Genomic DNA, 18,328 nt, shown 5'->3' with positions numbered 1-18,328 from the left:
ACCGCATCACCCGCCCGCGCGGCACCATCACGGCTCCAACAACAACCACGAGCCACCTCCCATGACCACCCATTCCGACTGGATCACCGTAGGCGCCCTGGCCGAGGGCTTTGCCCCGGAAGCCTTCATCCTGCCGCAACTGGCCGAGCTGGCCGGCCAGCGCATGACCCTGAACTTCGCCAACGGCTGGTCGATCGAACACCGCTTCGACGCCGACCAACTGCACTGGCACGCCGCTGACGGCCACTCGACCGGCAGCGCGCCGTACCGCGCCACCTCGGTGCGCCCGGGCATCGTCCTGGTCGACTTCCTCAAGACCGAGCACAGCCAGACCTGGTCGATCACCCTGGTGCTGGACACCCTGAGCCAGTCCTTCACCGCGGTCATCGGCAACATGCCCAGCGCCGAAGAAACCCGCGAAGGCATGTACTCGCGCGCCCTGTCCGGCAAGAACCTGACCGCCGTCGAGGCGCAGTTCCTCCACGGCACCCTTGATCGCCCATGGCAGGACGGCGCCTGCCCGCACGCGCCGACCCGCGAGCTGGTGGGTATCCGCAACCGCTACCGCTACAGCCCGACCGAGGAATACGAGCACATCTACCTCAACGAGCACTACTACACCTGGCAGTGCCTCAAGGGTGTCGAGAAGGGTCTGTGCGACACCGACCGCTGCCACTACTACAAGATCACCGACGAGCTGTATCTGTTCGTCTGGCGCGAGAAGATCATCCCGACCCTCGGCCTGGTGATGATCGACCTGCGCGAGCACCGCAGCGACGGCAAGATCTTCGGCTACGCCGAAGGCAGCTTCGACGCCTTCAGCAACTTCCCGGTGTCGTCCTACTGCAACCTGATCAACACCACGGACCACGGCCATGACTAAGACCGTGCTGATTACCGGTGCCGGCACCGGAATCGGCGAGGCCTGCGTCCAGCGCATGGCGGCGCTGGGGCACAACCTGGTGCTGGTGGGCCGGCGCCGCGAGGCGCTGGAGCGGGTGGCCGCCGGTCACGACGCCCTGGTGCTGGCCGGCGATGCCGCCGACAGCGCGGTGTGGGCCGGCTTCATCGCACAGATCCGCGCCCGCTTCGGCGGTCTCGATGCGCTGATCTGTTGCGCAGGCGGTCATGGTTTGGGCAACGCGCTGGAGACCAGCGATGACGCCTGGGACGCGGCGATGCGCGGCAACCTGCACAGCGCCTTCCACAGTGCCCGCGCCTGTTTGCCGCTGCTGATCGAGCGGCGCGGCAGCATCGTCCTGCTCGGCTCCATCGCCTCGCTGGCGGCGGGCCCGCAGGTGTGCGGTTACACCACCGCCAAGCACGCGCTGGTGGGGCTGAACCGCTCGCTGGCGCGGGACTTCGGGCCGCAAGGCGTGCGGGTCAACTGCGTGTGCCCGGGCTGGGTGCGCACGCCGATGGCCGATGAAGAAATGCAGCCGCTGATGGAGCACCACGGTGAAGGCCTGGATGCGGCGTATCGCCGGGTCACCGCCGATGTGCCGCTGCGCCGCCCCGCCAGTGCCGACGAGATTGCCGCGCTGTGCCAGTTCCTGGTCAGCGACGACGCCTCGATCATCACCGGCGCGGTGATCGCCGCCGATGGTGGGTCGACCGTGGTCGATGTGCCGACCCTGGCCTATACCCGACTGGAGAATCCGTCATGAATGCCACCTTCGATTACCGCGGGCAGCAGGTGTTGGTCACCGGCGGTGCCCAGGGCATTGGCCGGGCAATTGTCGAGGGCTTCGCCCGCGGCGGTGCCGAAGTGCTGATCGCCGACCTCGACCTGGCCGGCGCCCAGACGCTGGCCGACAGCCTGCGCGCCGAGGGTCTTCTGGCTCAGGCGGCGGGCATCGACCTGGCCGACCGCGAGGCGATCTTCACCTTGCTCGACGGCCTGGAACGCCTCGATGTGCTGGTGCACAACGCGGCGTATTTTCCCCTTACCCCGTTCGAGCAGATCAGCGAAGCGATGCTGCGGCGCACCCTGGATGTGAACCTGTCGGCGCTGTTCTGGCTGACCCAGGCAGCGCTGCCGCTGTTCCGCCGCCAGGGCCGCGGCAACGTGCTGGTGACCTCCTCAGTGACAGGGCCACGGGTGGCCTATCCGGGGCTCAGCCACTACGCCGCGTCCAAGGCCGGAGTCAACGGCTTCATCCGCAACGCCGCGCTGGAACTGGCGCCGCTGGGCGTGCGGGTCAACGGCGTGGAGCCGGGGATGATCCGCACGCCGGCCATGGACAACCTCGGTGACGCCGACCTCAGTGCGCGGATTGCCAGCGGCGTGCCGTTGGGGCGGCTGGGCGAGCCGGCGGATATCGCCGCGGCCATGTTGTTCCTGGCCTCGGACAATGCCGGCTATGTCACCGGGCAGACGCTGATCGTCGATGGCGGCGCGACGCTGCCCGAGTCGTAAGTCTGCGGGAGCGAGCGTGCTCGCTCCCGCAATCAAAAGCTGGCGACCCCAATCAACTCTGCTGGCAGCCACGAACAAGACGTACGCCCACCGACAGCGCCCTAATACCTCGTCACGGAGCATTCGTCGACGGGGCCGGGCCAGGGCGCGGCCATCTGCCAATAACAACTGGGGAATCACAATGGACAAACAGCATCGCCTGATGCCGATCGCGCGGGCCGTCGGCCTGAGCCTGGTCACGCTCGCCGCCGCGCAACCGGCACTGGCTTACGAACTCTACGCGGACGACGACACCCACCTGAACGCCGACATGCTCGCCGTGTTCGGCATGTTCAACAGCCGCAAGAACTACGACGGCACAGCGGGCGGCTCGACCTGGCGCGAAGGTTTCATCAAGTACGGCGTCAGCGGTGACCAGGGCCTGGGCGGCAATGGCACGTTGTACGGCACCTTCAATCTGGTCAGTTCGGCGACCTGGGGCGACGGCGACGCCGCCGGCAACACCGACGGTTCCGAGCGCACCACCAAGATCGAAGACGCCTTCCTCGGCTGGCGCTCCGGCGATCTGTTCCCGGCCCTGGGCAAGGACGGCGTGGACTTCTCCGCCGGTCGCCAGGTGGTCAAGATCGGCAGCGGCTTCCTGATCAACGACGACGGCCCGAACCTCGGCAAAGGCCCGGCCGACGGCGACCTCAACCGTGGCGGCGCCTACTACCTCGCCGCCCGCCACGCTTTCGACCGCACCGCGGTATTGAAACTGGGTGGCCAGGACGGCCTGCACGGCAGCGTGCTCTGGCTCAAATCCGACAACCGCGCCCAGGCCGAAACCGAACTGGCTGCCGGCACCCTGGACTACACCACCGACGCCGGCACCCTCGGCCTGACCTGGGTGCACGGCCTCGACGTCACCGACCAGTGGGCCAGCGACTTCCAGAAAGAACGCGAGAACATGGACGTCTACAGCGTCCGCGGCGAAGGCAGCGCCGGCATCGAAAACGCCAGCTTCGCCTTCGAATACGCCTGGCAGGACAAGGACGCCGGGCCGGAAAAAGCCTGGTACGCCGAAGCCGGCTACACCTTCGCCGACGTGGCCTGGGCGCCAAAACTGAGCTACCGCTACACCCGCTACTCGCAAGGCTGGGACTCGCTGTTCACCGGCCTGAGCACGGGTTACGGCACCTGGTTCCAGGGCGAAGTGGCGGCCAACTACTCCGGACCGTTCAACAGCAACACCGGCGTGCACCATGTCGGCCTCAAGGCCACGCCGCTGGAGAACCTCACCGTCGGCGCGCTGTACTTCGACTTCCACACCCTGCGCACCCGCGACACCCTCAACCTCGATGCCCGCGAGCTGGATTTCTATGCCGAATGGGCGGTCAACGAGCACCTGATCATCAGCCCGGTGATCGGCCTGTACCAGCCGAAGAAGGATGAAACCAACGGCGGCAATCAGGTGGGCGGCAATGGCACCAACATCTACAGCCAACTGACAGTAGCGGTGCCCTTCTAAACACCCAACCCCTGTAGGAGCGAGCTTGCTCGCGAAGGCGTGCAACCCAAGCCCCGCCAATCTCGCCCCGCAGGTTTATGAACGCGCACTACAACCGCCGCATCAACATCCCCACCAGCAGCACATTCACCCCCGCCAATCCGGCCATCACCCCGAGCACCGCGCCCGGCCCGGCGCTCTGCAACAGCCAGCCGCCGACCAACGGGGTCGCCGCCTGCCCGACCAGCGACGGCAACGACATCTTGCCCATCAGCAGCACATAGTTGCTCGGCGACATCAGCACCAGCGGCAACAGCCCGCGCACAATGGCCCGCAACCCGTTGCCGAAGCCATACAACACCAGCCCGAGCAAGGTCGCCGCCGGCACCAGCGCCACCAGCAACAAGCCGCTCGCCACCAGCACCACTGAAATCAACGTGGTCCACAGCGGATGGCGCTTGCGAGCGAAGATCTGCACGATCCGCGAACCCACCTGACAAGGCCCCAGCACCGCCGCGAAGCCGATGGCCGCCACCAGGCTGTGGCCCTGCCCTTGCAGAATCGACACCAGATGCACCGCCACCGCAGTCATCAATACCGCGCCAATGGCGAAGATCGTGGTCAACAGCCAGTAGACCTGCGGGTCGACCCGGTCCTCGGCGGCCTGTTGCGCCTTGCTGGCGATCTTGATGCCGACACCCGCCGGCAGCGCCCGCCAATACAACGGCGCCACGCTGAGCAGCAACACCACGGCGTAGGCGACGCAGGTCATGCGCCAGCCCAGATGCTCGATCAGCAGCGCCACCAACGGCCAGGTCAGGGTCGAAGCGAACCCCGAAATCAGTGTGATGCCGGTAATCGCCCCGGCCGCCTTTTCGCCGTACAGCGCACCGAGGCTGGCAAACAGCGCTTCATACAACCCCAGCGCCATGCCCACGCCGATCACACCCCACGCCAGCAGAAACCAGCCCAGCGACGGCGCCGCTGACATCAGCAGCAAGCCCACAGCAACCACCGCGCCGCTGCTGGCCAGCACCGGTCGGCCGCCGAAACGGGCGATCAACCGGCTGGTCAACGGCGCCAGCATTGCCGATACCAGCAAGCTCAAGGACAACGCGCCGTACACCCACTGGAGGGCCCAGCCGGTGTCGCGAACGATTGGCGCGGCCATCACCGCCAGCAAGAAGAACGAACCGCCCCAGACCAGAATCTGCAGCAGGCCGAGCAGGAAAATACCGGACAGGCCGGGTGTATCAGCGGGGTCTTTCACAAGGACTTCCGGGGGACAACGGGATAAACGGAATCAGGCATCGAAGGCGCCGGCCAGCCACTGCGCGAGCAGTTCGCTGGTGCGTTGGGGATGCTCCAGCGGCGGCAGGTGGCCGCACTCGCCGATCACTTCCAGGTGCGCGCCGCGGATGCCCTCGTGCATCAGGCGGGCCTCGGCCAGCGGCGTGATTTCGTCCTGTTCGCCGAACAGCACCAGGGTCGGCACGCCGATGCTCGCCAACAACGGCCGGTAGTCGGCGCGGTCGATGATTGCCTGCTGCTGGCGGATAAAGCCTTCGCGGCCAATATCGTCAGCCATCGCCATCACCACCTGCGGCACACAGGTGTCGAGCGCGCGGGCGTGCATCAGGCGCGGCAGCAGTTGCGGCGTTACCCCCTTGAACTTGCCCAACCCGGCCAGTTCCAGCAGACCGCGACGCACGCGGGCGCGTTGCGGGTCGTCGGGGCGGGCCATGGTGTCGAGCAATGCCAGACGCTCGACCCGCTCAGGCGCACGGCGCAGGATCTCGAACGCGACATAACCTCCCATCGACAGCGCCGCCAGGGCGAAACGCGGCGGCGCCTGCTCCAGCACGCGCTCGGCCATGGCGACGATGGACGCGTCCTGGCTGAGGTCGGGAATCAGCACCTGGCGGGAAGGTTCGAACGTGGCCTGGGCGTGGGCCCAGAGGCGGTGGTCGTTGAGCAGACCGGGGAGCATGACGAGCGGAAGGTTGTTGCGGGACAAGCGGAAACTCCTGGGGAATGCAAGGCCTGTGATTGGGGCGGCTCTGGCGCCCTTCGCGAGCAAGCTCGCTCCTACCGGATCGGCACCGCTTTCTTTTGTGTAGGAGCGAGCTTGCTCGCGAAGAACCCCAGCAGGCCTGACTGACTGACATCAAGATAACGGGCAGTTTATACAGAATGTGTCTATGCATGTTGTGTCGTCACGCCTCCGCGCCTTCGGCCTCCAGCACATCACCGCGCTCGCGCAGCAACTCGACAAAGGTGCTCAGGCAACGCGACATCATGCCCTTGCGCCACACCAGCCAAGTGCGCAGGTAGCGGAAGCGCTCAGACAACGGCCAGACACTGACCGTACTGCAACCCGGCATGCTGTCCAGCATGCTGCGCGGCATCAACGCCAGCCCGGCGCCGGCGCTGACGCAGGCGAGCATGCCGTGGTAGGACTCCATTTCGAGGATCTTGCCCGGCACCGCTTCGTCCTGGGCGAACCAGTTTTCGAAGTGATGGCGGTACGAGCAGTTGGCGCGGAAAGCGTAGATGGTCGAGCCGTTGACCTCGGCGGCGCGGCGGATGGGCCCGTGGTTCAGGGGTGCGATCAGGACCATTTCCTCGGTGAACACCGGCACCCCTTCCAGCGCCGGGTGCAGCACCGGGCCGTCGACGAAGGCCGCGCTCAGGCGCCCGGCCAGCACGCCATCGATCATCGCCCCGGAAGGCCCGGTGCTCAGGTCCAGTTCGACCTTGGCGTAACGCTGGTTATAGGCTGCCAGCAACGCCGGGATGCGCACCGCCGCGGTGCTTTCCAGCGAGCCGAGGGCGAAGGCGCCCTGGGGTTCGTCGCCGGCTACGGTCTGCCGCGCCTCGGCCACCAGGTCGAGAATGCGCCGCGCATAGTCGAGGAAGTTCCAGCCGGCCGGCGACAAACGCAGGCGGCTTTTCTCGCGAATGAACAGGTCCGCCCCCAGTTCCTGCTCCAGTTGTCGGATTCTTGTGGTCAGGTTCGACGGCACCCGATGAATGTGCTGAGCCGCGGCACTGATGCTGCCCTGCTCTGCCACGGCCTTGAACATCTCCAACTGCACCAGATCCATAGAGTCATTCTCTCTGCGTGAACGTTTCGCTCAGTATTATTCAGTTCAAGGGAAAGACACAACGCAGTAGGCTTCGATCCATACACCGTCCATGAGAACTCCAAAATGACCGTGATCAGCCACAAGACCCATGCCTTGTCGATCAATCCCGCCACCGGCGAGCAGATTGGCCACTATCCCTACGAAAGCGCCGCCGTGCAGGACGCCACCCTCGCTCGCGCCGCCGCCGGCTACGCCGCCTGGCGCCGCACCCCGGTCGAAGCCCGGGTCGAACGCCTGCTGGCGCTGGCCGGCGCGCTGCGCGACAACGCCGAAGCCATGGCGCGGATGATCACCGCCGAAATGGGCAAGCCGATCGCCCAGGCCCGTGGCGAAATCGAGAAATGCGCCCAGCTCTGCGAATGGTACGCCGACGCCGGCCCCGACATGATCGCCCCCGAAGCGGCGCCCGTAGCGGTGGGCAAGGCGCGCATCGAATACCGTCCGCTGGGCCCGATCCTCGCTGTGATGCCGTGGAACTTCCCGATCTGGCAAGTGCTGCGCGGCGCGGTGCCGACGCTGCTGGCCGGCAACGTCTACGTGCTCAAGCACGCGCCGAACGTAATGGGCAGCGCCTACCTGCTGCTGGACGCGATCAAGCGCGCCGGCTTCCCGGAAGGCGTGTTCGAAGTGCTCAACGTTACCCCTGACGGCGTGTCCGCCGCGATCGCCGACCCACGCATCGCCGCCGTCACCCTGACCGGCAGCGTGCGCGCCGGCATCGCCATCGGCTCACAGGCCGGTGCCGCGCTGAAGAAATGCGTGCTGGAGCTGGGCGGTTCCGACCCGTTCATCGTGCTCAACGACGCCGACCTGGACGAAGCGGTGAAAGCCGCGGTCATCGGTCGCTACCAGAACACCGGCCAGGTCTGCGCCGCGGCCAAGCGCCTGATCGTCGAGCAAGGCGTGGTGGAGGCTTTCACCGCGAAATTCGTCGAAGCCACCCGCGCCCTGGTGGTGGGTGATCCGGACAACGCCGACACCTATATCGGCCCGATGGCCCGCTTCGACCTGCGCGACGAACTCGACGGGCAAGTCCAGGCAACCCTGGCCGAAGGCGCCACCCTGCTGCTCGGTGGTGGCAAGGCCGAAGGCATTGGCAACTTCTACCAGCCGACCGTGCTGGCTGACGTGACCGACCAGATGACCTCGTTCAAACAGGAACTGTTCGGCCCGGTGGCCTCGATCATCACCGCCCGCGATGCGCGGCATGCGCTGGAACTGGCGAACGACAGCGAGTTCGGCCTGGCCTCCACCGTCTACACCGCCAACGCGGCATTGGCCGAGCAACTGGCCGATGAACTGGACACCGGTGGCGTGTTCATCAACGGCTACTGCGCGAGCGATCCGCGGGTGACGTTTGGTGGCGTGAAGAAGAGTGGTTTCGGGCGCGAACTGTCGCACTTTGGCGTGCGCGAGTTCTGCAATGCGCAGACGGTGTGGCTGGATCGGAACTGACACGCAGCCACAGGAACCTCCAGCCCCCATCGACAACGTCCGTGTCCGGCGCCCTGTCGATGGGGGCTGGCACTTTTCAGGGACCTTGATCGCTGACAGGAGTTATACAGCGGTCGTTGCGAAGATGATGCTCAATTGACATCATTCGCCGCGACTGGCCGATGCGACCCGGCCATCACGACAAGACACAAAATCAAGGATGTAGTGCATGACGCTGACTGACGTAGTGGGAATCATTGAAACCATAATGTGGGCTGGTCTGTGGTTCTGGATAGCCCGGCACCTGAAACACAAGGGACGAGGTGCTCTGCTCCGTCACATCACCGGTTTCTCGGCGGGCGGACTGCTGACCTGGGGGCTATTCACTGTACTGTTCTACACCGGCTCGCTGCCGCCGAACCCGAAAACCTTCGATCTGACCCCCGAGCAATATGCCGCGCGGCTCAATCCATTGCTCCAGGAGTGGGAGCACCAACCCCGGATGGATCCTACGCATATCATCGACGAGGGCAGATACACCATCGTCCAGACCCCTCTCGCCCCTGGAATCACCCTGGTTGTCAATGTGTCCAAGATGGATGGCAAGGTGTTCTTTATCACTGTGGAAGGGCTGTACAGAAGGGACCTTGGCAGCTTCGGCGATCTGAAGAGACTGGCGTCGGTCGCCGTGGCCGCGACCCAGGCGGGCACCGTCAGCGATGAAGTCATTGCCCCGCTGTCGAAGCTGGAAGATGGCCCGACCGTGATCCTCGCCGGAGCAAAGGTGAAACGCGAATCGAAGGATGAAGTCGGTATGAACTTCTATCTTGACCCGCTCTAGATGAATCAAGGACCACCGTCTGGGGCGGTGGTCCTTCCTGCACGTCACCCCAGGCAACGAGTCACATGCTTGACCGACTGATACGCCGACAACCCCCAAGGCCCCAGCTCGCGACCAATGCCGCTGCCCTTGGTCCCGCCCCATGAGGTTTCGACGAACACCGCCTGGATCGAGTTGATCCACACATGCCCCACTTCCAGCGCATCGGCAACCCGCTCGGCGCGCTGCAGATCTGCACTGACCACGGTCGCGACCAACCCGAAGCGGCTGTCATTGGCCAGGGCAATCGCCTCGGCCTCCGTGCTGAAACGCTGGCTGCACAGCACCGGCCCGAAGATTTCCTCGCTCCACAGACGGCTGTTCGCCGGCACATCGGCGTACAGCGTCGGGCTGACGAACCAGCCGGCGCGGTCCAGCGGCTCGCCGCCCGTCAGGCACTTCAAGCCTTCTTCCCTGGCCACGGCGAAGTACGCCGCGACTTTCAGCCATTGGCCCTGGCTGGTCAGCGGGCCCATGTCGACTTCTTCGGTCAGCGGATTGCCGACCCGCAGTTGCGCCAGCGCCACCTGCAACTTCGCCAGCAGCGCATCAGCGATGCCGTCCTGGATCAGCAGGCGCGAGGTGGCCGAGCACATCTGGCCGGCGTTCCAGCAGATACCCGCGACGATCCACTCCACCGCCTGATCCAGGTCGCAGTCATCGAACACCACGATCGCTGACTTGCCACCCAGCTCCAGGGTGACCGGGCGGCACTGTGCCGAAGCACTGCGCATCACCTGGCTGCCCACCGTGTTGCTGCCGGTGAACGACAGTTTGTCCAGGCCGTTGTGGTTGCTCAGGGCGATGCCGGTTTCGGCCTTGCCGACGACGATATTCAGCACGCCCGCCGGCAGGCCCAGGGCCTCGGCGATCTGGCCGTAGCTCTGTTCGATCAGCGGCGTGATTTCCGAGGGCTTGAGCACTACGGTGCAGCCGGCGGCCAGGGCCGGGGCGAGTTTCCAGGCGCTGGTCACCAGCGGGAAGTTCCACGGCACGATCAGGCCGACCACGCCCACCGGCTCCAGCCGGGTGCGGGCGCTGAAGCCCGGCGCGGCCAGGGCGACGTTCGGGTCTTTCTGCGCCTGTTGCTCGATCAGGTCGGCGTAGTAACCGAAGGTGGCGACGGCGTCGTCCAGGTCTACCTCGGCTTCAAAGCGCGGCTTGCCGTTGTTGCGCATCTGCAGGCTGATTAGTTCTTCGCGGCGCAGGCCCAGTTGTTCGGCGAAGCCGCGCAGGTAACCGGCGCGCTTTGCCACGTCCAGTGCTTTCCAGGCCGGCAGCGCCTTGCGCGCGGCGACCACGGCGTCATCGACCTGGGCGGCGCTGGCGGCCTGCAATTCAGCGAAAGGCTCGCCCAGGGACGGGTCGAATACCTTGATGCAGTCGGCAGTGGCGCCGTCTACCCAGCGGCCATCGATGTAATGAGTCATGTGCAGCTCCAGTCAGGCCGTTTCGGCACGGGTCAGCGGCGCCTGCGCCACTGGTTTTCGGAATACCCAGCGAGGGCCCTTGGGGCCAAACACCGCGGCGGGCTCGGGAAAGAGGTTGATCAGGGCCAGGTACAGCACGGCAGCCATGCCGAGGGTGATCGGCAGGCTGATGTCGATGCCGCCGGCCAGCTCGCCGAGGGCACCAACGAACTGCCCCGGCAGGTTGACGAAGCACAGGCCGACCAGCGCGCTGGGGATCCACGCGCCCATGCCGCGCCAGTTCCAGCCATGGGTGAACCAGTAGTGACCGCCGCGCTCGCCGCGGGTGAACACTTGCAGGTCATCGGCGTGGTAGAAGCCACGGCGGGTGATCAGGCCGAGGATCATGATGATCATCCACGGGCTGGTGCAGGTGATGATCAGCACCGCGAAGGTGGACACGCTCTGCACCAGGTTGAAGGCGAAGCGACCGATGAAGATGAAGGCGATAGCGGCGACGCCGATCAGCAAGGTCGCGCCGGCGCGGCTGAGCAGGCGCGGGAACACGCTGGACATGTCCAGGCCGGTGCCGTAGAGCGCCGTGGTGCCGGTGGACATGCCGCCGATCACCGCGATCAGGCACACCGGCAGGAAGAACCAGCTCGGCGAAATCGCCAGCAGGCCGCCGACGTAGTTGTTCGCCTCGATGTACTGCGGGGCGTGGCTGGCCACCAGGGTGGCGGTGCACAGGCCAAAGAAGAACGGAATCAGCGTGCCGATCTGCGAGGCGATTACCGCCAGCATGATCCGCGACTTCGGCGTTGCGCGCGGGATGTAGCGCGACCAGTCGCCGAGGAAGGCGCCGAACGACACCGGGTTGCTCATCGCCAGCAGCGCCGAGCCGATGAACGCCGCCCAGAAGCCCGGCTGGCCGAGGTTGACGCTACCGGCGAAGCCCGCGTCGAACGGGCCGGCGAAGGCGACGATGCCCAGCAGGAACATCAGGCTCGACGCCCACACCGCGATCTTGTTGACCCACAGCATGAAGCGGAAACCGTAGATGCACACCACCAGCACCAGCACCGCGAACAGGCCGTAGGCCAGGCCCAGGGTCAGGTCGGTTTCCGGCAATCCGGCCAGGCGCTTGGCGCCGCCGACCAGGGCGTCACCGGAGCTCCACACCGACAGCGAGAAGAACGCCACGGCGGTCAGCAGCGATAGGAACGAACCGACGATGCGCCCGTGCACGCCGAAATGCGCGCCGGACGACACCGCGTTGTTGGTGCCGTTGAGCGCGCCAAACAGGCCCATCGGTGAAAGGATCAGCGCACCGACGCCGACCCCCAGCAAAATCGCCCAGACCCCGGCCTGGAACGACAGCCCGAACAGCACCGGGAAACTGCCCAGTACCGCGGTGGCGAAGGTGTTGGCGCCGCCGAAGATCAGGCGGAACAGGTCCAGCGGGCTGGCACTGCGTTGATGATCGGGAATCTGTTCGACCCCGTTGGTTTCGATCCGCGTCGATTGGCTCATGGTGATGCTCCAGCGCCTGTCTTGATTGTTATAAGGCTGGCGCGCAGGCGCCGCCCTCTTGTCTGCCCCGCGGATCGCTCCGCGGGTGAGTGCGTTGGCAGTAGCGGCAAGGCCGCCGAAATAAAATCAAGCGTCGCTGAGGACCGACAGGTGCTCGTGACAGGCCAGCCAGCGTTCGCCGTGCTGGCGGAAGACGATGGTTTCCCGTTCCTGCAACCGGTGTTCTTCACCGCCGAGGCGGATGTGGGTGGCGACGTCATGCATGAAGATCGCCACCTCGCCTTGCAGGCTGACCTGGCCATTGCTGGACTGGCAGCCGAGCACGGCGAAGCCTTCGGCCTGCCATTGCTGCCAGACCTGTTCATAGGCGTGGCGCGAGGTCAGCGGCTGGGCAAGGGTGTGGAACAGGAAGGTCGCGTCTTCGCTGAAGCAGGCGAAGTAGCGGGCGGTGTCATTGCTGGCGAAGGCATCGACCAGGGCGGCGGCGGCCTGCAATACCTGATGTTCGCGCGAGGGAATCTGGGTCACGGAGGCGGTACTCACGATTTTTGTAGTTGTCGTGAGGGATTCTGGCGAGGGGCCTGCGCGGGAAAAATCGCTGATGACAAATAATCAGTTCAGGAATTTCTGAACCATCGTGCCGGGGATGACCCGGGAGTGCGCCCGCGAGCGCACGCCAACGGGCCGGTCAATTGACCGCTTCACGCTCCGACGCGGACGCTGACCGGCGCGGCAGGCGGCCATTGAGCACGGCATGGGCGCCGAGGCCGATAAGCAATCCCCAGAACGCGCCGCCAATCCCGAACAGGGTGATATTGGCGGCCGCGGCGAGGAAGGTGATCAACGCGGACTCGCGGCTGCGCGCATCCGCCAGGGCACTGGCCAGGCTGCCACCGATGGTGCCCAGCAGCGCCAGCCCGGCCAGGGTGGTGATAAAGCTGGCCGGAAACGCCATGAACACCGCCGCCAGGGTGACGCCGAAGATCCCGACCACGATGTAGAACAGCCCGGCGGCGATACCGGCGATCCAGCGCCTGGAGGGCAGTTCGTGGGCTTCCTTGCCGGTGCAGATTGCCGCGGTGATCGCCGCGATATTGAACGCGTGGGAACCGAACGGCGCCATCAGCAGCGAACCCAGCCCGGTCACGGTGACGATCGGATTGGCGCTGGTGCGAAAGCCGTCATTGCGCAGCACCAGCATGCCGGGCATGTACTGGCCGGTCAGGGTAATCAGGAACAACGGCATGGCCACGCTGAGCAGCGCGTTGAGGGAAAACGCCGGCGCGGTGTACACCGGGGCGGCGAACTGCAACTGCAGTCCGGAGAAATCCAGTCGTCCCTGCGCCAGCAACAAAACCATGCCCAAGGCGAGAATCGCCACCACGGCGTAGCGCGCGGTAAAGCGCTTGAACACCACATACACCGCGATCAGCACGCCCGCCAGCAGCGGATCGACGCTGACGCTGGCAAAGGCGCCAATGCCGAACGGCAGCAGAATGCCCGCCAACAAGCCCGCCGCCACCCCGGGCGGCACCAGGCGAATGACCTTCTCGAAGCAACCGGACAGGCCCAGCACCACGAAGGCCGCCGCGGAAATCAGATACGCCCCCACCGCCTCGGCATAGGGCGTGGTCGCCAACGCGACCACCAGAAAGGCCGCGGCCGGCGTCGACCAGGCGGTGATGATCGGCTCTCGCGTGGCCCAACTGAGCAGCAGCCCGGTCACCCCCACGCCGATCGACACCGACCACACCCAGGACGCCGTCAGTTCCGGGCTCAAACCCGCCACCCGTGCGGCCTGGAACACCAGGATGAAGGTGCCGCCATAGTTGACGATGACTGAAATCAGCCCGGCGATGATCGGGTGAATGAGGTCGCCCGGCCCCGGCCGGGCAATGGAAGTTTTTGCTGACATGGCATCTGGCTCCTGACAGGACGGGCTGACGGGCCCGAACGGGGAGCATTTATAGCTTCGCAATGGCCTGCCGTGCCCCTACACTTTGCAGCCAATCAGCAGACCACTTCTTCGCGCAGGGAGCGCCGATCCGATGGCCAGCACCTTCGAACTCGAAACCTTGAACATGCGCCTGGGCGCCGCCGACCTGCAGCCGCTCGACCTGCACCAGCGCATTCAGCGGGCCTTGCGCGCCTTGATTCTCGAAGGTGCCCTGGCGCCCGGACTGAAGCTGCCGGCCAGCCGCGTCCTGGCCGGGTCCCTTGGGGTTGCCCGCGACACGGTGGAAAACGCTTATGTGCACTTGCACCGCGACGGTTTCATTACCCGCCGCGAAGGCTCCGGCAGCTACGTCTCGAACACCCTCGGCCCCGAGCTGCGGGGCGGCGTCCAACGCCGTCCCGGCGCGGGCCGGCGCCGCGAGACCAGCCCGCCAACCGCGCCGGCGCTGAGCCGTCGCGGCCAGCTCATCCTCGAACAGGGCGGCGTCAGTGACCAACAGGAGATCCGCGCCTTCGCCCCCGGCCTGCCGGAAACCCGCGCCTTCCCCCTCGCCGTCTGGGAACGCCTGCACCGCCAGGTGATGAAGGACTATCGCGGCAGCGTGCTGCTGCACGGCGATCCGCAGGGCGCCGAGCCGCTGCGCAACGCCATCGCCACATACCTGAATCTGGAGCGTGGCGCCAAGTGCTCGCCCGAGCAGATTCTGGTGCTGAGCAGCACCCGCCAGGCCCTGCTGCTCTGCGCCCAATTGCTGGCCGATGCGGGCAAACCGGTGCTGATGGAAAACCCCGGCTACATTGGCGCGCGCAGGGCCTTCGAAGCCGCGGAAACCCGGGTGATCCCGATCGATGTCGACGACCACGGCCTGCGCACCGACCTGCTGCGCGCCGACACCAGCGGCGCCGCCTGCCTGTACGTGACGCCCTCGCACCAGTACCCCACCGGCGCGACCCTGCCACTGGAGCGCCGGCTGGACCTGATCAACTGGGCCGCGGAACAGCGCCGCTGGATCATCGAGGACGACTACGACAGCGAGTTCCACTACGACGGCCTGCCCACCGCCTGCGTGCAGGGGCTGGACCCGTACCGGCGGACGATCTACCTGGGCACCTTCAGCAAAACCCTGTTTCCCGGCCTGCGCATGGGCTACATGGTGCTGCCGCCGGAACTGGTCGACGCCTTTACCCGCGCCCGCAGCATCATGGACGGCCACACGCCGCAGTTGCTCCAGTTGACCGTGGCGCGGTTCATGGAAGACGGCCATTACAACGCCCACATCCGCGCCATGCGCAAGCTATACCGGGCGCGACGCACGGTGCTGCTCGACGCCGTCTCGCGCCATCTGCCGGGCATCGCCAATGCGCTGCCGCCACCGGGCGGGCTGCAGATTCCGTGCTTCCTCGCCGATGGCTGGTCGGAAGAACGCACCCTGCGCCAGGCCGCCAGCGCCGGCATTCAACTGCTGGGGCTCAGCCCGTTGTATGCGGGAACGGCGAGCCGCCCGGGTTGGCTACTTGGCTATGCCTCTCTGACGGAACATGAGATCGAAGCGGCGATGCGACGGCTGGCCAAGGTGCTGAAGCGTTAGAAAAGTGGTCTGGTGAGCGCACCCGGAATGGACGGCCGCGCTGGACCACCCTCCGCCTAGAATCGGCGGCGTATCCCCGGCACGCCACAGCGGCCGGGACCACGCCGATAAAGGAACCCCAGCGTCATGCCGAGTCGTATCGGGCTGCTGCCCCAGGTCGCCAGCGCCCACAGCATCAGCCATTTGCACATCATGGCCCTCGCCGCCCTGTTTCCACTGCTGCCCGCCTGGTTCGGCGTCGGCTATATCGAACTGGGGTTGGCGCTTAGCCTGTTCAATATCGTCAGCGCGTTGTTGCAAGCACCCATGGGCTTTGCCGTCGACCACTACGGCGCCCGCCGCGTGCTGATCGCGGGGCTGGCCCTGGGCAGTTGCAGCTTCCTGCTGATCGCCCTGTTTCCCACTTACACCTGGCTGCTGGTGGCCATGGCCCTGGCCGGTGTCGCCAACGCCGTCTACCACCCCGCCGACTATGCCCTGCTGGCCCAGGGCATCGACCCGGCGCGGATGGGCAAAGCCTTTTCCATACACACCTTCGCCGGCTTTCTCGGCGCCGCCGTCGCGCCGCTGGTGCTGCCGGCCATCGCCGCGGCCAGCGATCCGCGCCTGGCCTTCGTCGCGGTGGCGCTGGCTGGCTTTGCCGCCCTCGCCCTGCTGCTGGTGCCGGGATCGGGCATCACCCGGATCGCCCCGGCCCGCAACGCCAAGGCCACTGCCGACAAACCCGGCAGCGACCGGCGCCGGCTGTGGTCACCGATGATCCTGACCCTGACGCTGCTGTTCGTGCTGCTCAACCTCAGCACCAGCGCCATCGAGAAATTTTCCCTGCCGGCGCTGATGCAAGGCCAGGGCATCGCCCTGCCGTGGGCGAATGCGGCGCTCAGCGCCTTTCTCTTCGCCAGCGCCTTCGGCGTGCTGTCCGGCGGTGTCCTGGCCGACCGCACCCGGCGTCACGGCCTGGTGGCCGCCGCCGCCTTCGGCCTGGCCGCGCTGCTCACCGCCCTCGTCGCCACGGCAGGATTCAGCGATCAGGCACTGGTCATCGTGCTCGGCGTGATCGGCTTCCTCACCGGCGTCATCGCCCCGTCCCGCGACATGCTGGTCCGCGCCGCCTCGCCGAAAGGCGCCGAAGGACGGACCTTCGGCATTGTCTCCAGCGGCTTCAATATCGGCGGCGCACTGGGGCCGGTGGGGTTTGGCTGGCTGCTCGACCGGGGGTTGCCGGAGGGTATCTTCTGGGCGTCGGTGGTGTTTATGGGGCTTACGGTGGTGATGACGCTGGCCCAGGAGGGGTGGCGGAGTCGGTCCAGCCGGCGTATCAAACACTCCTTTTCATGAGTAGGCGCCTGCAAACAGAATCTTCGGGCACAGGTATGGATATCATCGGGAGCGCCCGGACATACCTATCAAGAAGCTGGGTGCCCCCCAATATCAGCTTGGTTTCGCTCTCCATTGCGCATATGCCAGAGCAACGTCTGCCGAGCATGAGCAACGCGAGGCTGCCTCAGGGCCGCAGGCGCCCAAAGCAGATGGTAATCACGCGTGGTGCGTCCAACCGGGCTGGGTATCTCTTGAAGCTCGCCCCGTGCGATGTGAGGTTCACAGAGATAGGCCGGCAACGTGCTCCAACCGAACCCATCCATCATGAGCGTTCGCAGCGTACGCAAATCCTGGCCGGCCATCGCCGGGACAGAAGACTCAAGCTCGATTTCATTCTTTTCAAGCCAGGCGTCCACCAACGGCAGTTCCAGGCTGTAGGCCAGCAACGCCTCTGCACCGAGCCCCTTTTCAAGGGTTTCAGCCGCAGCGATTCTCTGTGCAACCGCCGGCGCCGCTACGGCCACAATTTGCTCTGTGAACATCAGCTCATTACGCAGTCGGGGTGTATTGGGTGGAGAGGCGGATATGCCCAGGTCACATTCCCCCTCGATGAGCATCCGCGTGATCAGCTCATGGTTGCCACTGCGCATGCGCAGGCGAATGCCATCCTCAAGTAAAGGTCGAAGCTGCTTGGAAACGACCTCGGCCAGGAAGTCAGCATGTCCGATGATCTGCAGCGCCCCGGCCAGTTCCACCGACCGTGCTCTTGCGGTGGCCAAAGCGGACTCCGCCATGTCCAGCTTGTCCCCCAAGTCCGATGCCAACTCACGAGCGGCAGCTGTTGGTTCCACCCCCCGAGCCTGTCGGTCGAACAAGGTTCTGCCGATCGCTGATTCCAACCCTGCGATGTGCTGCGACACAGCTGGCTGGGTCAAGTTCAGAGACCGCGCGGCGCCGCTGATTGACCGCTGACGATAGACCTCAATGAAGGTTCTCAACCTGACCAGCGACATGACGCACCCATAATAAAATTTATATGAGCGCTAAAATACGCTGTCTACTCGCCGTCACGCCACTGCCCTACGATTGCTTCCACGATTTGAACGCACTTATCACGGGCGCAACGACAGCCCCTCGATCTGAGGAAATC

General features: G+C 65.7%; 16 protein-coding genes. 8 read left to right on the top strand and 8 right to left on the bottom strand.

All coding sequences use genetic code 11. The features are described from left to right. Positions 1-61 precede the first annotated feature (61 nt). The 4 genes from CKW37_RS19355 (at position 62) to CKW37_RS19340 (ending at position 3,929) form a co-directional block, all read left to right on the top strand. A complete protein-coding gene (locus CKW37_RS19355; protein WP_095157394.1) occupies positions 62-883 on the top strand; it encodes a molybdenum cofactor biosynthesis F family protein in 822 nt (273 codons plus the stop codon). Then, complete coding sequence (locus CKW37_RS19350) at positions 876-1,667, top strand: SDR family NAD(P)-dependent oxidoreductase (protein ID WP_095157392.1); 792 nt, start codon at positions 876-878, stop codon at positions 1,665-1,667. Before CKW37_RS19355 ends, CKW37_RS19350 begins: the two co-directional genes overlap by 8 nt. Then, positions 1,664-2,419 (top strand): SDR family oxidoreductase, encoded by a 756-nt coding sequence (locus CKW37_RS19345; RefSeq protein ID WP_095157390.1) that lies wholly within the window; start codon positions 1,664-1,666, stop codon positions 2,417-2,419. The genes CKW37_RS19350 and CKW37_RS19345 overlap by 4 nt, the downstream gene beginning before the upstream one ends. A gap of 202 nt (positions 2,420-2,621) precedes the next feature. After that, positions 2,622-3,929, top strand: a complete 1,308-nt coding sequence (locus CKW37_RS19340; RefSeq protein ID WP_371864312.1) for a hypothetical protein — start codon at positions 2,622-2,624, stop codon at positions 3,927-3,929. An 88-nt stretch (positions 3,930-4,017) separates the two neighbouring features. Here the strand turns inward: CKW37_RS19340 and CKW37_RS19335 are convergent, their stop codons facing one another. From CKW37_RS19335 to CKW37_RS19325, 3 genes are all read right to left on the bottom strand, one after another. Continuing rightward, positions 4,018-5,127, bottom strand: a complete 1,110-nt coding sequence (locus tag CKW37_RS19335; protein ID WP_095157548.1) for an MFS transporter — start codon at positions 5,125-5,127, stop codon at positions 4,018-4,020. A gap of 84 nt (positions 5,128-5,211) precedes the next feature. Further along, positions 5,212-5,925 carry an alpha/beta fold hydrolase gene (locus CKW37_RS19330; RefSeq protein ID WP_256587808.1) on the bottom strand — a complete coding sequence of 238 codons (714 nt, stop codon included), beginning with the start codon at positions 5,923-5,925 and terminating at the stop codon, positions 5,212-5,214. A gap of 199 nt (positions 5,926-6,124) precedes the next feature. Further along, positions 6,125-7,015, bottom strand: coding sequence for a LysR family transcriptional regulator (locus CKW37_RS19325; protein WP_095157386.1), 891 nt, complete (start codon positions 7,013-7,015; stop codon positions 6,125-6,127). 105 nt (positions 7,016-7,120) lie between these two features. Here CKW37_RS19325 and CKW37_RS19320 point away from each other — a divergent pair, with 105 nt between their 5' ends. Both CKW37_RS19320 and CKW37_RS19315 read left to right on the top strand, forming a co-directional pair. Beyond that, positions 7,121-8,512, top strand: coding sequence for an aldehyde dehydrogenase family protein (locus tag CKW37_RS19320; RefSeq protein ID WP_095157384.1), 1,392 nt, complete (start codon positions 7,121-7,123; stop codon positions 8,510-8,512). A gap of 208 nt (positions 8,513-8,720) precedes the next feature. Beyond that, on the top strand, positions 8,721-9,332 hold the full coding sequence (locus CKW37_RS19315; RefSeq protein WP_095157382.1) for a hypothetical protein: 612 nt from the start codon (positions 8,721-8,723) through the stop codon (positions 9,330-9,332). Positions 9,333-9,376: 44 nt separating this feature from the next. Here CKW37_RS19315 and CKW37_RS19310 read toward each other — a convergent pair whose 3' ends face one another. The 4 genes from CKW37_RS19310 to CKW37_RS19295 form a co-directional block, all read right to left on the bottom strand. Then, positions 9,377-10,807, bottom strand: coding sequence for an aldehyde dehydrogenase family protein (locus CKW37_RS19310; protein ID WP_095157380.1), 1,431 nt, complete (start codon positions 10,805-10,807; stop codon positions 9,377-9,379). A gap of 6 nt (positions 10,808-10,813) precedes the next feature. Then, positions 10,814-12,313, bottom strand: a complete 1,500-nt coding sequence (locus CKW37_RS19305; RefSeq protein ID WP_095157378.1) for a cytosine permease — start codon at positions 12,311-12,313, stop codon at positions 10,814-10,816. A gap of 126 nt (positions 12,314-12,439) precedes the next feature. Next, positions 12,440-12,832 carry a nuclear transport factor 2 family protein gene (locus CKW37_RS19300; RefSeq protein WP_371864311.1) on the bottom strand — a complete coding sequence of 131 codons (393 nt, stop codon included), beginning with the start codon at positions 12,830-12,832 and terminating at the stop codon, positions 12,440-12,442. A 169-nt stretch (positions 12,833-13,001) separates the two neighbouring features. Then, positions 13,002-14,228 carry a benzoate/H(+) symporter BenE family transporter gene (locus CKW37_RS19295; RefSeq protein ID WP_095157374.1) on the bottom strand — a complete coding sequence of 409 codons (1,227 nt, stop codon included), beginning with the start codon at positions 14,226-14,228 and terminating at the stop codon, positions 13,002-13,004. Between the two features lie 133 nt (positions 14,229-14,361). Between CKW37_RS19295 and CKW37_RS19290 the strand changes: the two genes are divergently transcribed. Both CKW37_RS19290 and CKW37_RS19285 read left to right on the top strand, forming a co-directional pair. Next, positions 14,362-15,858, top strand: coding sequence for a PLP-dependent aminotransferase family protein (locus CKW37_RS19290; RefSeq protein WP_095157372.1), 1,497 nt, complete (start codon positions 14,362-14,364; stop codon positions 15,856-15,858). Positions 15,859-15,984: 126 nt separating this feature from the next. Next, on the top strand, positions 15,985-17,196 hold the full coding sequence (locus CKW37_RS19285; protein ID WP_095157370.1) for an MFS transporter: 1,212 nt from the start codon (positions 15,985-15,987) through the stop codon (positions 17,194-17,196). Between the two features lie 68 nt (positions 17,197-17,264). Here CKW37_RS19285 and CKW37_RS19280 read toward each other — a convergent pair whose 3' ends face one another. Then, positions 17,265-18,191, bottom strand: coding sequence for a LysR family transcriptional regulator (locus CKW37_RS19280; protein WP_095157367.1), 927 nt, complete (start codon positions 18,189-18,191; stop codon positions 17,265-17,267). Between the last annotated feature and the right edge of the window lie 137 nt (positions 18,192-18,328).

Source organism: Pseudomonas sp. Irchel 3E13, assembly GCF_900187455.1.
Taxonomy (GTDB): Bacteria; Pseudomonadota; Gammaproteobacteria; order Pseudomonadales; family Pseudomonadaceae; genus Aquipseudomonas.
The sequence above is the reverse complement of the archived record's forward strand: the minus strand, read 5'-3'. Positions and strand labels throughout refer to the sequence as shown.

What these genes read in the sequence shown, in the direction of transcription:
- CKW37_RS19355 (WP_095157394.1), top strand. Translation starts at nt 62, where the DNA reads ATGACCACCCATTCCGACTGGATCACCGTAGGCGCCCTGGCCGAGGGC.
- CKW37_RS19350 (WP_095157392.1), top strand. Translation starts at nt 876, where the DNA reads ATGACTAAGACCGTGCTGATTACCGGTGCCGGCACCGGAATCGGCGAG.
- CKW37_RS19345 (WP_095157390.1), top strand. Translation starts at nt 1,664, where the DNA reads ATGAATGCCACCTTCGATTACCGCGGGCAGCAGGTGTTGGTCACCGGC.
- CKW37_RS19340 (WP_371864312.1), top strand. Translation starts at nt 2,622, where the DNA reads ATGCCGATCGCGCGGGCCGTCGGCCTGAGCCTGGTCACGCTCGCCGCC.
- CKW37_RS19325 (WP_095157386.1), bottom strand. Translation starts at nt 7,015, where the DNA reads ATGGATCTGGTGCAGTTGGAGATGTTCAAGGCCGTGGCAGAGCAGGGC.
- CKW37_RS19320 (WP_095157384.1), top strand. Translation starts at nt 7,121, where the DNA reads ATGACCGTGATCAGCCACAAGACCCATGCCTTGTCGATCAATCCCGCC.
- CKW37_RS19315 (WP_095157382.1), top strand. Translation starts at nt 8,721, where the DNA reads ATGACGCTGACTGACGTAGTGGGAATCATTGAAACCATAATGTGGGCT.
- CKW37_RS19305 (WP_095157378.1), bottom strand. Translation starts at nt 12,313, where the DNA reads ATGAGCCAATCGACGCGGATCGAAACCAACGGGGTCGAACAGATTCCC.
- CKW37_RS19295 (WP_095157374.1), bottom strand. Translation starts at nt 14,228, where the DNA reads ATGTCAGCAAAAACTTCCATTGCCCGGCCGGGGCCGGGCGACCTCATT.
- CKW37_RS19290 (WP_095157372.1), top strand. Translation starts at nt 14,362, where the DNA reads ATGGCCAGCACCTTCGAACTCGAAACCTTGAACATGCGCCTGGGCGCC.
- CKW37_RS19285 (WP_095157370.1), top strand. Translation starts at nt 15,985, where the DNA reads ATGCCGAGTCGTATCGGGCTGCTGCCCCAGGTCGCCAGCGCCCACAGC.
- CKW37_RS19280 (WP_095157367.1), bottom strand. Translation starts at nt 18,191, where the DNA reads ATGTCGCTGGTCAGGTTGAGAACCTTCATTGAGGTCTATCGTCAGCGG.